This window comes from Chryseobacterium sp. GW821-FHT04C04 (assembly GCF_059420365.1).
In genome coordinates this window covers 192,110-206,540 of record NZ_JBWKTO010000002.1, presented here as the reverse complement: position 1 = coordinate 206,540, position 14,431 = coordinate 192,110, and the positions used below count along the sequence as shown (strand labels likewise).

Below are 14,431 nucleotides of genomic sequence, written 5' to 3'. Positions count from 1 at the left end.
TCATGAATGTACTGAATAAAAATAATATTTTTGTAGTATACCTAGGAGGAGTGATGAAAGTAAAATATCTGATACTGTTATTGATTGTATGTAACGTATTTTATGCCCAAACAAACAGAATTGAAAAAAACATTTCGGAAGAGCGGACTTATCAGGAATTGGAAAATGAATTCTATGATGTGAAAACTACAGATATCAACAGAAGGCGGAAAGTCGCGAAATGTTATCTGAAAAAGGCCAAATCGGAAAAAAATAATACTTTCATTGCTGAAGGGTATGTCATGGCTTATTTTGACGAAACGTTACCAAACGCATTAAAATATTTGGATAGTTTAAAGGTAATCACCAAAAACTCTAAAGAAAATTATTACCCGGCCAGAACCTATTTATTAAGAGGAAATCTTTATTTCAAATTCGACAATCTTCAGGCAGCATTGAATAATTATATCTTAGGTCTGAAATACGCAAAAGAAAAGGAAAACAAAAGGCAGATTGCCATGGCAGACATCAGTATTGCTTCCCTGAATAATTATATCGGGAAACACGATGAAACGGCCAAAACACTTAGATACTATCTGTATAATGCCAGTTATATGCAGGAGGAGGAGCATAATCATATCAGGCTCCAATTGGCGGATGCGTATATAGAAATCAATAAAATGGATTCAGCCTATATATTGATTCAGGAAGGTTTGCGGGCTTCTAAAAAAAGTAAAAATGATTATGTTTATCATCAGGGGCTGGGTTTATTGGGGTATTATTATTTACATTCAAAAAAATACCAGCTGGCTATTGATAATTTATTAGAGTGTAAAAAATTCTTCTTCACTACAGAAAACCCAAGTAAGAGAAACGAAAATTATACGCTCTTAAATTTAGGAAAATCCTATGCAGGGCTTCAGGAAACCGATAAGGCAATAGAATGTTTTACAAAAATTGACTCTATGGTTCTTAAAACAGACTATGTCTATCCTGAACTTAGAGATGTCTATACCTATCTGATAGATCACTATAAAGCAAATAATGATAAAGAACAGCAATTGTACTTTGTAGAACGTTTTTTAAAAGTAGATCATGTACTGGATTCTCAGTTTAGATATATTTCAAGAGAACTTCCCAGAAGATATGATGCCCCTAAGCTGGTACAGGAAAAAGAATCCATTACCAATGAGCTTAAAAAGAGAAAGAACCTTTTTTATATTGTTCTCAGTATGTTATTGATATCACACTTATTATTTATCAACGTTTATTTTAAATATAAAAAATCTGAAAAGAAATATAAAAAAATTGCTCAGGATCTGATTCAGTCCGTTAATGAAAATGGGTTCGGCAAAAGGAATGAATCTGAAATCAAAAAAGAAATTCTGCCTGAACCTCTTTACATAGAAAATACGGGAAATATAGAAGACAGAACATCCAGAACAATTTCTGAAGATATTGCCCAAACCATTTTAAAAGAACTTGAAATATTTGAAAACAAAGATCAGTTTTTGAATAAAGGAATTACATTGGGGAGCCTTGCCAAAAAAATAAAAACAAACTCCAAATATCTGTCGGAAATTATCAATACCTATAAAGGGAAAAACTTTGCAACGTATCTCAATGATCTCCGCATTGATTATGCCATCAGCAGGTTGGCTAATGATAAAAAATTCAGGTCTTATAAAATCCCTTTTATAGCTGAAGAATTAGGATATAATAACGAACAGGCATTCACTTTAGCCTTCAAAAAACGAACCGGAACACCACTTTCTATCTATCTGAAAGAAATTGAAAACATGACTAAGATTTAGGTTTAATTTATTTGTTTTCAATTGTTTACTATTTATAAATTCATGATTTTAGGTATATAAATTTATGAATCTATGAACCATTCACTTGTATCATTATTTCTCTTGCTGCATCTTTGCTTCAGGTAAAAACACAACACCATTATTTTGTATGTGCACAGTACAAGATATCAATTCCAGATTGCTGATCCGTAAAAAAGTAAATCGGGAATTGTATAGCAGAAATTAGTAACGAAACTGATTATTGAGAAATAAAAATCAGTTGCAAAAAACAAAGATGTAAGTAGCGAAGCAATGTTCATAAATTAAAAATGTAAAGTATAGTGATTGTGAAAAATCATGAAACAAGTAAAACAAAACCCGTTAAATCCTTCAGAATGTTTAAAAGTATAGTATAGTCTAAAAATGGATGAATGACCGGTAGTTTACCATCAAATTATCACTTAAAAACTAATAACCATTTCAATACAGTAAAACTAATTCCATGAAAACTTAGAGTAAAAATAAAATTTTATTCTTTCTAAAAGTGATAGTGTAAGTGTGTTAACTCCGTGTCAATACGGGTTTTTATTGAAGTTCAGGATCATATTATGTGGAAGTGTAACCTGAAAATGAAGAAGAGTCTGCAGGAGAAAAAGGTAAATTTCCTGAACTGAAAGTTTAAATACTTGTTAAATGATTTTTAAAGACGGCGCAACCATCAAGTTGCGCTGTTTTTTTGTAACTTTGCAGACATTAATTTTTATATAAAAAATTTATCATCAACAAATGAAAAAGCAAACGATCAAAGAAATCCTAAAGGATTACAAGAAAGTATTACATCATGACATTACAGTTTACGGATGGGTAAGATCATTCCGTGCCAATCGCTTTATTGCACTTAATGATGGTTCTACGATTAATAATTTGCAGATAGTTGTTGATTTCGAAAATTTTGATGAAACAATCATCAAGAATATTAGTACTGCTTCTTCATTGAAAGTGGTAGGTGAAGTGGTGGAAAGCCAGGGAGCAGGACAGTCTGTGGAAATTATCGCTAAAAAAATCATTATTTTAGGAGATAACTTTACGGAAGAACTTCAAAGCACGATTCTTCAGCCTAAGAAGCACAGCCTTGAGAAACTTCGTGAGCAGGCACACTTAAGATTCAGAACAAACCTTTTCGGAGCGGTATTCAGAGTGCGTCATGCAGTAAGCTTTGCAGTTCACTCATTCTTCAACCAAAACCAGTTCTTCTACATCAACACCCCGGTTATTACAGGTGCAGATGCGGAAGGAGCAGGAGAAATGTTTGGGGTAACCAACTTTGACCTGAACAACATGCCGAGAACTGAAGAGGGGGACATCGATTTTGCACAAGACTTCTTCGGTAAAAAAACAAACCTTACCGTGTCAGGACAGCTGGAAGGAGAAACAGCGGCAATGGGATTGGGAAGAATTTATACTTTCGGACCTACTTTCCGTGCTGAAAACTCTAACACGACAAGACACCTTGCTGAGTTCTGGATGATTGAGCCGGAAGTGGCATTCAACAACCTTGAAGATAATATCGACCTTGCTGAAGATTTCTTGAAATATGTGATCCAGTATGTATTGGATAACTGTAAAGATGATCTTGAATTCTTAGATAAGCGTTTTGAAGAAGAACAGAAAACAAAACCAGAAAAAGAAAGAGCGAAAGAAGGTCTTATCGAGAAACTTCAGAACGTAATAGCGAAGCGTTTCAAGCGTGTAAGCTATACAGAAGCCATCGAAATCTTATTGAACTCTAAAGAAAATAAAAAAGGAAAATTTGCTTACCCGGTTGAAAAATGGGGAACAGACCTTCAGTCTGAGCATGAGAGATACCTTGTGGAGAAACATTTTGAAAGCCCGGTAGTATTATTTGACTATCCGAAAGAAATCAAAGCTTTCTATATGAAACTGAACGATGACAACAAAACCGTTGCTGCTATGGATGTTCTTTTCCCTGGTATCGGTGAGATCATTGGTGGATCAGAAAGAGAAGCGAGATTGGATGTTTTAAAACAGAAAATGGCAGATATGCATGTAGATGAGCACGAACTTTGGTGGTATCTTGATACCAGAAAATTCGGTTCTGTACCTCATGCAGGCTTTGGTTTAGGATTGGAAAGATTAGTTCTTTTCGTAACTGGAATGACGAATATCAGAGATGTAATTCCTTTCCCTAGAACACCGAAAAGCGCTGAATTCTAGCACAATAAAAAAGCCTTAATCACAGATTAAGGCTTTTTTTTATTCTTTAATAGTTTATTATATTAGGATAAGTAATGCAAAAATCATGCTAAATGTGTTTTTTATCAAATAAATTTATTAAATTCGTAGAATATGTTATGTTAAAACGCAAATAAGAATATGCTTAAACAACACTTACAACTCAAATTAGGACAGAAGCTGGCCCCTCAGCAGATCCAGTTGATGAAGCTTATTCAACTTCATACTCTTGAATTTGAAGAAGAGTTAGAGAGAGAGTTAGAAGAAAACCCAGCTTTAGAAATTGCAAAAGAAGATTCTAAGGAAGATGAATATTCTTCCCTGGAAGACGCTTACCAGGATGAGGGTACGGAAAGCATTGAAACAGATTTCGACGTCAATGAATATATCTATGACGACGAACCAAGCTATAAAACCGCATCCAGTAACTATTCTCCGGATGATGAGGAATTTGATAACGAAAGTCTTCTGACAGAAGGACAGTCCTTATATGACTATCTTACAGAGCAGATTCACCTGGTGAATATCAGTGATGAAGATCTGAAGATTGCAGAATATCTTATCGGAAACTTAGATACAGACGGATATCTGAGAAGAGAGATCAAATCTATTGTGGATGATCTTGCTTTCTCACAGGGAATTTATACAACGAAGGAAAGAGTAGAGGATATCCTTGAGAACTATGTTCAGAAACTGGATCCATCCGGCGTAGGAGCAAGAGGTCTTCAGGAATGTTTACTACTGCAGATTGAAAAGAAAGTAAGCTCTGATAAAGCAGTTTCTTTGGCTGCCAATATCTTAAGACATCAGTTCGAAGCTTTAACGAATAAGCATTATAATAAGATCATTCAGAAATATGATATTGAAGAAGAAGATCTGAAAGATGCCCTGGATGAAATTTCAAAACTATCTCCTAAAGTAGGAGGGAATTTTGATACCCAGACGATTACAATTAACCAGGAAATTATTCCGGATTTTGTGATTCAGGTAAAAGACGGGATGGTAATTCCTATGTTGAATAGCAAAAATGCACCTACTTTAAGAGTTTCTGAAGAATACAAAGATATTCTGACAACTTATTCTCATGATAAAAATTCATCAGAACATAAGCAGGCTGCATTATTTATCAAGCAAAAGCTGGATGCTGCAAAATGGTATATTGATGCAATTAATCAGCGTCAGAATACCTTATTACAGACGATTACAGCCATTGTAAAGTTCCAGAAGGATTATTTCATCACCGGAGACGAAAAGTCTCTGAAACCAATGATTCTGAAAGATATTGCTGATATTACAGGATTTGATATCTCCACGATTTCAAGGGTGGTAAAAAGTAAGTATGCAGATACCTCTAACGGGATTGTATATCTTAAAGATCTATTCTCAGACAGCTTAACAAATGATGATGGAGAGGAAGTTTCTACCAAAGAAATCAAAAACCACCTTCAGGAAGTTATCAGTAAAGAAAATAAAAGGAAGCCGCTTACCGATGATGCATTAGTGGTTATTCTAAAAGAGCAGGGCTATAATATTGCAAGAAGAACGATTGCAAAATATCGTGAACAGCTCAATATTCCGGTCGCAAGATTAAGAAAAGAACTTTAACAGATAATACATAAAAAGGTGAATAGACATATTCACCTTTTTATGTATTTTAAATTCATCTGATACCACTAAGAAATCAGAAATATATTGTCACTTATCCTTTTGAAGAGATTAAATGTATTGATCTGTTTTCCGTATTCTTTGCTTTCCCAATATACTTTTCCGTCTTTATAATCATTCATCAATACAAAGATTCCTCCATTGATTTTTAAAAAAGCAATCGCCGGGAAACTGAGTTCTTCAATATCTTCCCAGTCATCCAGCCTTATCACCATTGCTTCAATATCAAAATCATTCTGTAATATATTGTAAAAGCTAAGAAAATTATAATCATCTACCGATAAGGTATAGTCTTGTATTTTTCCTGCCTTTTTATGCTGCTGTACAAATTTTTTCAGCAAAAAATTAAAGGATAGTAAATAATCATATTTTGCAATCATAAATGCTGAAGTTTTTTAATAGATATAGTAGGCATTCTCTGTGATACGATTCTTTATACTCTTTATGCTTATTTTATAGGGAATATCTTCCTGGTTTTTATAATGAAAATCAATCGTGCTGATATTCTTTTTGCTTACTCCTATCCACTGGTTGTCCCTAAGCTTATAAAGAGAGAATTGATTGTAATGGAGTACGTTTTCGCCTTCGTTAATAATGATGAGTTTGTTCTTATCCTGTGGATAAAAGGTAATATGTGTTTTTCCAATTTTGTAGGACTGTTCTTCCAGAAAATTGACATGATGTTTTTGGGTATAAGCGAGAAGCTTAGATTTCAGAAGTAAAAATCTGTAACGAGCATTGGTCAATCTTTTCTCTATTTTTCTCCTGATCTTTTTTAATGGGTAAGAAATTGTGTTAGATGTATAATGAATCCCCTGTGGAGAAATTGAAAAATTGCCCTTTGCTTCAAAAGGATCTATAAAGAAATACGGATTGTCCTTAAGATTGATAAGGTGAATCAGCAGGTATTGTTTTTCAGTTGCGGTATTGAAAATATTACCTTCTACCCAATGATGGGTTACATTGGAATAAACAAACTCCTGAACAATGTTTTTATGATAATATTTAATTTCTTTTTGAAGCTCCAGCCTTCTTACAACAAGAGTGAAACTTTCAATTTCAGTCGTTATTTCTGTAATATCCTTGGTATGAACAAGATTAAATTCAAAGTTGCATTCATCAAAACAGAAATGACGTGTATTCTGTAGAACATGGGCGTAATCTTTACTCTGTTTGAATAGATTAATACACTGTTCATTGTTTTTCAATAAGGTGAAAAATCCGGCAGGATAGTTTTTATGGGGTGAAATAACATCATATTTTTCCAATAATTTCTCTGTGATGAAATATCGGATATTCCCGAAAATAATATCAATGTCACAGTATCCCCAAAAGTCATATTCCTTTAAATATTCCTGAAATATTAATCCATAAGTAGGCTTAAAATCACACAATTTGTAGCCATCCAGAATGTTGATGGATAAATTAAGTTTCTCGCTTGCTATTGTACTGAATTCACCAAGATTACTGATCTTTATAAAATGAACATTCGGTAAATGAAAAGGCGCTTCCAGGTTGGTGAATAATAAAAAATCAACATCCGGATTGTATTTGCAGCTGTATAAAAAATGGGTGAAATATTCAGGCCAGCTTTTGCCAAAATAACAGTTTATTAATGCGATTCTGGTCATCTTACGTCAGTTTTTTAATATTCAGCAATGAGTCATAGCTTTTATGTAAAAAATAATACAGGATAGACTCATGGATATTCGGTTTCGAAGCAAATGTTCTGTTGATAAACATATGGATATAACTTACCACCAATGATTTTACCATCTGCGGAGACTGCAGTTCCTTAATTTCAGCAATGTAACGAGCTGTTTTTTTAGTTCTGGTATTCAGAACTTTAGAGAACTCATCTGTACCTGCCAGAAGTTCCAGTGTCTGATGTCTGTGATCTCTATACTTATCTTTCAGTGCCTGTTTAGAATGATCATCCAGCATGTTCCCATATCCGCTGGCGAGCTGGTGCAGAATATCTCTTTTTTCCGTTATATGGTAACCGAAATCATCAAGAATACGGTTGATTCCTGCTACGGCAGCTTTCCAGGTGGGAGTTTCCGTGTATTCAGCTTCTTTTAGTAACTGGCAGACACATTCACTATCGAAGTGAAAAATACTTTCCATCTGGTCTATTGTGGTTTCGCCATATCGCTCAATCTCCCTGTTGTAGGTATCCAGAACAATTTTATGTATAATCATTTCTCGGGTCAGATATTTGTCAAGCAACTGATAGATCTGGCTGGAAAGAGTATGGTCCTGCGATGTCGTCAGGAATCTTATTCTGATGTGCATATCCGGATCGCTATAACGGATAAAGAACCATTTTTGTATAATTCCTTTTTTAACAAGTCCATTGGCGAATTTATAGATGGTATCTTTAATAATCTGATCCGAAACTTTTGTACTGCAATAAATTTTATAAAAAAGCCACTCACTTCCAGGAACAAAATTTCTAACCACTGTATTTTTTACAGGGAAAAGGGTAAGCTTATCCTTCTTTTTGCTACTGGAATTATGCCATGGAATAAGGAATTCATTGCTGTGTTGATTTCCGTTCTCATCCTTAGTTACAGTTTTGTATTGTCCGGAAAGGTTTTCCAGCACTCTGATCTGCTTTTCTTTCAATAGATGGTCAAAGAGAATTTCCAGTGACAGCGCATTGTTTGTAAATACGGGAAGTTCCATGTCTTTTTCTGTGAAAACACAGATTTCAGGAATGTTTTTCTCCGTTAAATACTCTTTAAAAACCTGAATAGAAGCCTTTTTACCTTTGAATATTTTATCATAATCCAACAACCATGAAGCTCTCGACAGAATCACGTTATGGATCATTATTCTGGGTAGATATTCATAATTGACAAACATGCCCCAGTTCCAGTTGTAGGAAGGCGTCATGTGCTGGTACTGAAGATCACAGAGAAAATGATACATTGGTACTTTATGCAGGTTATAATTATGTGCAGATGAAAGACTTGGAATAACTTCTTTATTATATTTTTTAGAACGAAGAACAATTCTGTCATTTTTCACAGAAATCATAATGTCATTCAGATAGATGGGTTCGCTATCTGCGTTGTGACGGTTAATGATTGGGATTTCATATTTCCTCAAATGCGGTCTGATCGTAATATTCCCGACCCTCGGCTGCGGATTGTGTACCACTTCAGCAATGATTTGCTCGTCAAAGAAAGACTCTTCTTCAGACAGCGCATTTTTTACTGATTCCTCCAGCTGGTCATCCATATGACAAAAGCGTCCCAGATAAGTGGAAGATGAAGGTCCGTCACTGAATTTATGGAAAATAACCGGCTGTCCTTCCTGATCTTCATAGATATGTACCAATGAAGACATTGAGAAAGGAATATTTTTATTTTCTTCTAAAAATGGATTAACTTCTTCTTGTGCAATTTGTATTACATCTTCATTGTTTCTCAGAGCATTAATTAATTTTTCTCCTAAAAACTGGTTCCATTTCAGGGATCCCTGAATGATATTGGTGGTATTTTCAGACTTAAATTGAATTCCGTCTGTCAGATTAGAGCTGTCATTATCCGAATGTAAAGGGTAATTGATGCCTGATAACGGATCAAGGGCTAATAGTATCGGAATTTCCTGCTGGTCATATCTTGCCGTAAATTCTTTTTTAAAGTTATCCAGAGAATCAATTGTGTCAGCTGCTCCAATCTGAAAAACCGTTGAAAGTACTTTTTTAAAATCTTTAAAAATCTTCTTATCAAGCGTATTGGAAGTTTTGCCTTTCAGTAAATCGGTCTGAAGGATATTCTTTTTGTGGTTTTTAATCCCGATTGAGGTTAATATTTCAGAAATCTGATCAACAGCAAGAAATGTGTTATTGGTTTTGTTGGCTTTTTGTACAATTTCAAAGATGGTAATCAGGCTGCGGATCAATTCTTCATCCTCATTATTTTCTTTATCTGAAGGAATTTTCAAATCTTTCAAAAACTGATACATAAAATCCTGAAAATTCTTGTCAGTAACCTTGGGTGAAAGTTCACTGACAAGAATTTTTGAATCTATCAATTCGTTGATATAGTCGAAACTGTCTTCATAAGAAATGTCCTGATTAACTAGTATTTCTATAATCGCGGAAAGCTTTAAACCGTCCTGGCAGGCTTTTATGATGGAATTCAGATATTTGTTTTTTTCTGTTGAAATAATTTCATATTTCAACCCTGAATCCTTTATGGTAGGCTCAATATAACGGTACTTATTTTTAATGCTGTATATCGTGTTGTTGGTATAGAATTGAGAAACCTTTCTCACGTGCATATTCTCTTCCAGCTTTACCGTAATATCATGTAAAAGCTGCATATCCAGTCTTGCATATATTGTATCCAGTTCTTTATCCAGGATAATGCTTGTGCTGTCATTCCATTCACCCATACTTACACCGGCATTGGTTCCAAAAGGGATGGTTCTGAAATGAGTCCTCAGCCAATATTTAAGCAGAGATTTTTTTATTTTATCAGCTTTTTCTTTGGACAGTTTTTTTTCGTCCCAGTTGATAAGCTGTTCATACAAATCCGGTGATGATAAATAAATAGTATTGCGGAAGCCTTCTGTATTGATATCCTCTTCCCACTGATCAATATTTTTCTGCGGAAGAAGTGGTGTTCTCAGCAGATAAAAGTTCAGTTTTTCTATATCGTTGTATTTCATCCTATGTTCATTAAATAAATTTTATCCCAATCTCTGGCTTTATCGGGATATTGATAGTCCAGCAATACCATTCCTACTCCGGAAATACCTTCCAAAAGTCCAGTGTGCTCTACCCATTCGTCATTCTTAAGGTCATAAGGGAATTTTACTCCCTTATCCAGTTGTTGTAAGGTTAAGGACATCCAGTAATCGTGTGCTTCTTTCAGTTCTGGATTTTGGAATATCCTGTAGAATTTATTAAATATGTGAGAGATACCGGATGTTCCGTGGCATATTCCTGTGTCTATACATTCATTTTTTTTGCTATAAAAAACTCCAGATCTGTCTGCTTTTACTTTCGATACATTCAAAATCATGGAATGACACATCGTTTTCAGCTCCTCATCCTGCAGAACAGTGTAAGCTTTCCAGATGCTTATAGAAACTCCTAAGTCTCCATAGCACCATGCGAGCCTTTCTGATAATTGCTTTTCTCCTGTAGCGATATTGAGTTTTGAAGGAAATATGAATTGTGAATCTTTATTTTCTTCGTAAAGTTCCTTTAGAAAGTTGACACTTCCCCTGATCAGTTTTGCACACGTCTCTTTCTCGCAGCCTTTATGATAGCATTCGGCTAAAAAGGAGATGATAGAAGGCTGGCCATGGGCAAGACCAAGGTCAATGATATGGTCTTCTTTTACTATATGATCAATCCAGAAAAAGGATTGGTTTCTTTCATGTTTTAAATGGTCTATATAAGACACTATTTTGGCCGCAGCATCGAATTTTTTAATTTCAAGAAAATAAATTCCCAATCCGATCAGCCCTGTGAATAAATCGTACTCCTTTCTGTCTGCAGCAGCAGAAAGCAGTTCTAAGAAAAATTCAATAGAATCTTCTTCTATACCTTCAATGTCTTCATCCGTAATAATATTGGCATTATGCAAAAGCCTCATGAAGTAGATGATGGCTAAGCTGCCGGTAGCAAATGAGGAATAAGAAGCTTCTGAAGCCATGTCAATGAGTTCCTCAATTTTTTCAATCTCAACATCATTGTTGTAAAATAATGAGTAATACCCATTTCCCAGGCTAAATGTAATGTTTTCACCTTGGTCTTCATTGCATTTTTCTGAAATTTGGGTCAAAAAGAAGTCAATTTTATCTTTATACATATTGGCTTAATATTTCTATAGCTGTTAAAGAATCTTTGTGTGATTTCGAGATATTATTAAACATAAATTCATTATATCCGTAGAGCTCTTTAAATTCCAGCAGTTTTTCCTGAAAGAAACTTCCATCTCCTACAAGGCTTATATTGCTTATATCATTGTTGGTACTCTTTTTAGCAACATTGATCGCCTTTTGTTTTGTTTTATGACAGCAGCCTGAAAAAGTAAGTACCATTGATGGTTCTTTTCCATGTTTTGCTTTATATTCTGTTCTAAAATTTTGTAATTCTTCTTTAAGATAATCTTTGTTTGATTCTCCATGAAAGATGGATCTTGCAAAATTAAGATCATGCTCTAAAGCGACTTTTAAGCCTGAGTGTGAAGATCCCATATACCATACATCTGGAATATTTCCTTTGTAAGGAGGGATAATTAAATCTTTTTTTAGAAATTCACTTTCCTCTCTCAGAAAGCTTAATGTAGATTCCAGTTTTGGAAGAAATGAAGAAAAGTAGTTTTCTTTATCTACATCCACATTAAAATACTGAAGATCATATTCACCAACGAGGCCTTTAACGAACCCTAAGTCTAATCTTCGGGGATATAAACTGGATAACAACTTATAATTGTGAGCCACTCTGAATGGGCTTTGTAGGGGTAAAATAACTCCGGCGATTCCTATTTTTATTTTTTCTGTTAATCCTAATAAAATGGGAATCAGCATTTCAGGAGTAGACCAGGCCATGTCATGTGCTTTTGAAAAATAGTTTTCAGTAACCCAGAATCTGGAGAAACCGAGTTCATCCGCTCTTGTAGCATAGTCAATGATATCGTATAATGATTTCTTAGAATTGTTGAGTGAGTTTTCTCTTATGCCAAATTCTAAAAGGCCTATTTTTAATTTATTTGCCATAATAGAGCTATTAAAAGCAGCTACCCCTTACGGAGTAGCTACAATTTTTGTAAAATGTTTCTGATTTACTAAGCAGGACAAACGCAAAGGTTTGTAGATCTGCTGCTCCCAGCTGTACATGTCCAGTGTGAACAATCAAAAACAGATGTTACTAGCTCTTTTCCAGCTTTTACAGATTTCATTTCTTCAGAGTTTAAATGAGATAACTTTTCTTTTTTAAGAGTTAACTTTTTTGTAAGCTTTTTGCTCATGGTGTAAAAATTTTAATTTGTACCTACTCGTTAGCTTTTCGGTTTCCGCTTTATTATCAATTAAATTATATTTTTAAAAAGTTGATGATTGACTTATTAAGTATGTCTGGTTTTTCAAACGGAACATAATGAGACGCATCAGGAACAATCAATAGCTTTGAGTTTGGAATACTGCTATTGATCAATTTTGTATGGTCCTCCTTAATCACATCATTACTTCCTGCGATAACCAAAACAGGATTTTTAATTGTTTTTAGCTGCTCTGTTTCTATATGAGGATGCTGAACCATCAGTTTTATTAATCTTTGGTTAGGAGCATCTTTTATTTCTAGCTGTTTTTTGAAGATATCCAGGGTTTTGGGCTCTATACCTTCGGGATTGGTATTCGCTCCAATAACGATCAGCTTATTAACTAAATCAGGATGATTAATGGTAAATAACAAACCTGTAATTCCACCGTCGCTCCATCCTACGATATTGAATTTTACTATATTAAGTTCTCTTGTTACAGCTAATAAATCCTCAGAAAACTCTTCATAGGTATAATCCTCTGTGGAAAGATCTGTACTTCTTCCTTGTCCTCTTGTATCCAATACAATCACTTTGAATTGCTTAGCCAAATCAGGAATCTGGTTATAGAAATCTGATATACTGCCATTGTTCCCATGAAGCAGGACAAGTGGTTCTCCGCTTCCGTATTCTTCATAATATATTTTAGCATTCTTGAGGTCAATATATTTTCCGGATTTATTTTTTCCATAAACAGTTTTCTTGGCCCTCTCTTTATTTTGATAATAATCCATCAGCATTTTATCCTCAGGGCTGTTGTCTGTTGGGCTTACATTATTAGAAACACTTTCCTTTTTATCCTTCATGTAATTAATATCAATATTGGAGATAAAGCTTCCCCCGCTGGTTTCCCATTTTCCCTGACTTTGATAACGGAACAGCAAGTCATTGGACAATGTTTTTTTTGCAGAGATTCCAAATACGAAATCTATATTATCCTGAGGCACATTTTCAACAAGCTGTAAGGTAATCGCCAGCTGGTCCAGGTCATTATAAATGAGTTTATATTTTTCCAGGTCAATGGTTTGCCAGCCCGTAGTATTGGTTTTAAATATTATATTTTCCTGAAGGAGAGACTCATCCGGTAAATTATTCTTTACAGAATATATATTGAGCTTTAAAGTAATTTCCTTGAATTTAGAGCTCGGAATAATAAAAAAATTATAGCTGTTAAGTTTAGTCCACTTATAAATGTTGAATATTTGTCCCTGTTCAATAGTGGGAACATTTTGATCAAACATTTTAGAAAAAGTGAGCATTGGTCTGCTTTTAGTCCCCAGAACGTCTTTCTTTGTTTTTTTTCCGGTTATATTAATTTCCTGAATGGCATTGGTCTTTTTGCTTAATCTGATATTGGCATCTGTGGCTATTCCTTGTAGGGTAAACTTTTTATCTTCATAACCATTAGATTCAAAAATGATAAAATCACTTTTTTTTGCATTTTCAGGGATTTCTATTGAATAGTTACCATTGATGTCTGTAATTGTACTTGTATTTATATTTTCCAAGCTTACTGAGCAGTAAGAAACCACTTCATTATTTTCATTGACAACCTTCCCGGAAATTTTCTGTGAATAAATACTTATACTAAGCAAGAGAGCACTTAGTACCAATACAATTTTCATGTTTCAGCTTTTTTGTAAATATATTATTTTATTTCATATTAATCACCTAATA

General features: G+C 34.3%; 10 protein-coding genes. 3 read left to right on the top strand and 7 right to left on the bottom strand.

What is annotated here, in order from left to right:
- Positions 1 to 2 precede the first annotated feature (2 nt).
- The 3 genes from AC07UM_RS07045 (at position 3) to rpoN (ending at position 5,630) form a co-directional block, all read left to right on the top strand.
- Entirely contained in the window at positions 3 to 1,793 is a 1,791-nt protein-coding gene (locus AC07UM_RS07045) for a helix-turn-helix domain-containing protein (protein ID WP_494681836.1), read from the top strand.
- 765 nt (positions 1,794 to 2,558) lie between these two features.
- Complete coding sequence (gene asnS / locus AC07UM_RS07040; RefSeq protein WP_494681835.1) at positions 2,559 to 4,007, top strand: asparagine--tRNA ligase; 1,449 nt, start codon at positions 2,559 to 2,561, stop codon at positions 4,005 to 4,007.
- Between the two features lie 159 nt (positions 4,008 to 4,166).
- Positions 4,167 to 5,630: an RNA polymerase factor sigma-54 gene (gene rpoN / locus AC07UM_RS07035; protein WP_494681834.1), complete on the top strand. Its 1,464-nt coding sequence runs from the start codon at positions 4,167 to 4,169 to the stop codon at positions 5,628 to 5,630.
- Between the two features lie 68 nt (positions 5,631 to 5,698).
- Here the strand turns inward: rpoN and AC07UM_RS07030 are convergent, their stop codons facing one another.
- From AC07UM_RS07030 to AC07UM_RS07000, 7 genes are all read right to left on the bottom strand, one after another.
- Entirely contained in the window at positions 5,699 to 6,070 is a 372-nt protein-coding gene (locus AC07UM_RS07030) for a cysteine peptidase family C39 domain-containing protein (RefSeq protein ID WP_494681833.1), read from the bottom strand.
- Positions 6,071 to 6,085: 15 nt separating this feature from the next.
- Entirely contained in the window at positions 6,086 to 7,321 is a 1,236-nt protein-coding gene (locus tag AC07UM_RS07025) for a DUF6625 family protein (protein WP_494681832.1), read from the bottom strand.
- Between the two features lies 1 nt (position 7,322).
- Positions 7,323 to 10,373, bottom strand: a complete 3,051-nt coding sequence (locus AC07UM_RS07020; RefSeq protein WP_494681831.1) for a lantibiotic dehydratase — start codon at positions 10,371 to 10,373, stop codon at positions 7,323 to 7,325.
- A complete protein-coding gene (locus tag AC07UM_RS07015; RefSeq protein ID WP_494681830.1) occupies positions 10,370 to 11,524 on the bottom strand; it encodes a lanthionine synthetase LanC family protein in 1,155 nt (384 codons plus the stop codon). Before AC07UM_RS07015 ends, AC07UM_RS07020 begins: the two co-directional genes overlap by 4 nt.
- Complete coding sequence (locus AC07UM_RS07010; protein WP_494681829.1) at positions 11,517 to 12,434, bottom strand: LLM class flavin-dependent oxidoreductase; 918 nt, start codon at positions 12,432 to 12,434, stop codon at positions 11,517 to 11,519. The genes AC07UM_RS07015 and AC07UM_RS07010 overlap by 8 nt, the downstream gene beginning before the upstream one ends.
- 68 nt (positions 12,435 to 12,502) lie before the next feature.
- Entirely contained in the window at positions 12,503 to 12,685 is a 183-nt protein-coding gene (locus AC07UM_RS07005; RefSeq protein ID WP_494681828.1) for a class I lanthipeptide, read from the bottom strand.
- A 65-nt stretch (positions 12,686 to 12,750) separates the two neighbouring features.
- Entirely contained in the window at positions 12,751 to 14,379 is a 1,629-nt protein-coding gene (locus AC07UM_RS07000; protein WP_494681827.1) for an alpha/beta fold hydrolase, read from the bottom strand.
- Positions 14,380 to 14,431: the final 52 nt, after the last annotated feature.

Excerpts from the sequence above, each read along its gene's own strand:
- AC07UM_RS07045 (WP_494681836.1), top strand. The coding sequence starts at position 3 with ATGAATGTACTGAATAAAAATAATATTTTTGTAGTATACCTAGGAGGA.
- asnS (WP_494681835.1), top strand. The coding sequence starts at position 2,559 with ATGAAAAAGCAAACGATCAAAGAAATCCTAAAGGATTACAAGAAAGTA.
- rpoN (WP_494681834.1), top strand. The coding sequence starts at position 4,167 with ATGCTTAAACAACACTTACAACTCAAATTAGGACAGAAGCTGGCCCCT.
- AC07UM_RS07030 (WP_494681833.1), bottom strand. The coding sequence starts at position 6,070 with ATGATTGCAAAATATGATTATTTACTATCCTTTAATTTTTTGCTGAAA.
- AC07UM_RS07025 (WP_494681832.1), bottom strand. The coding sequence starts at position 7,321 with ATGACCAGAATCGCATTAATAAACTGTTATTTTGGCAAAAGCTGGCCT.
- AC07UM_RS07020 (WP_494681831.1), bottom strand. The coding sequence starts at position 10,373 with ATGAAATACAACGATATAGAAAAACTGAACTTTTATCTGCTGAGAACA.
- AC07UM_RS07015 (WP_494681830.1), bottom strand. The coding sequence starts at position 11,524 with ATGTATAAAGATAAAATTGACTTCTTTTTGACCCAAATTTCAGAAAAA.
- AC07UM_RS07010 (WP_494681829.1), bottom strand. The coding sequence starts at position 12,434 with ATGGCAAATAAATTAAAAATAGGCCTTTTAGAATTTGGCATAAGAGAA.
- AC07UM_RS07005 (WP_494681828.1), bottom strand. The coding sequence starts at position 12,685 with ATGAGCAAAAAGCTTACAAAAAAGTTAACTCTTAAAAAAGAAAAGTTA.
- AC07UM_RS07000 (WP_494681827.1), bottom strand. The coding sequence starts at position 14,379 with ATGAAAATTGTATTGGTACTAAGTGCTCTCTTGCTTAGTATAAGTATT.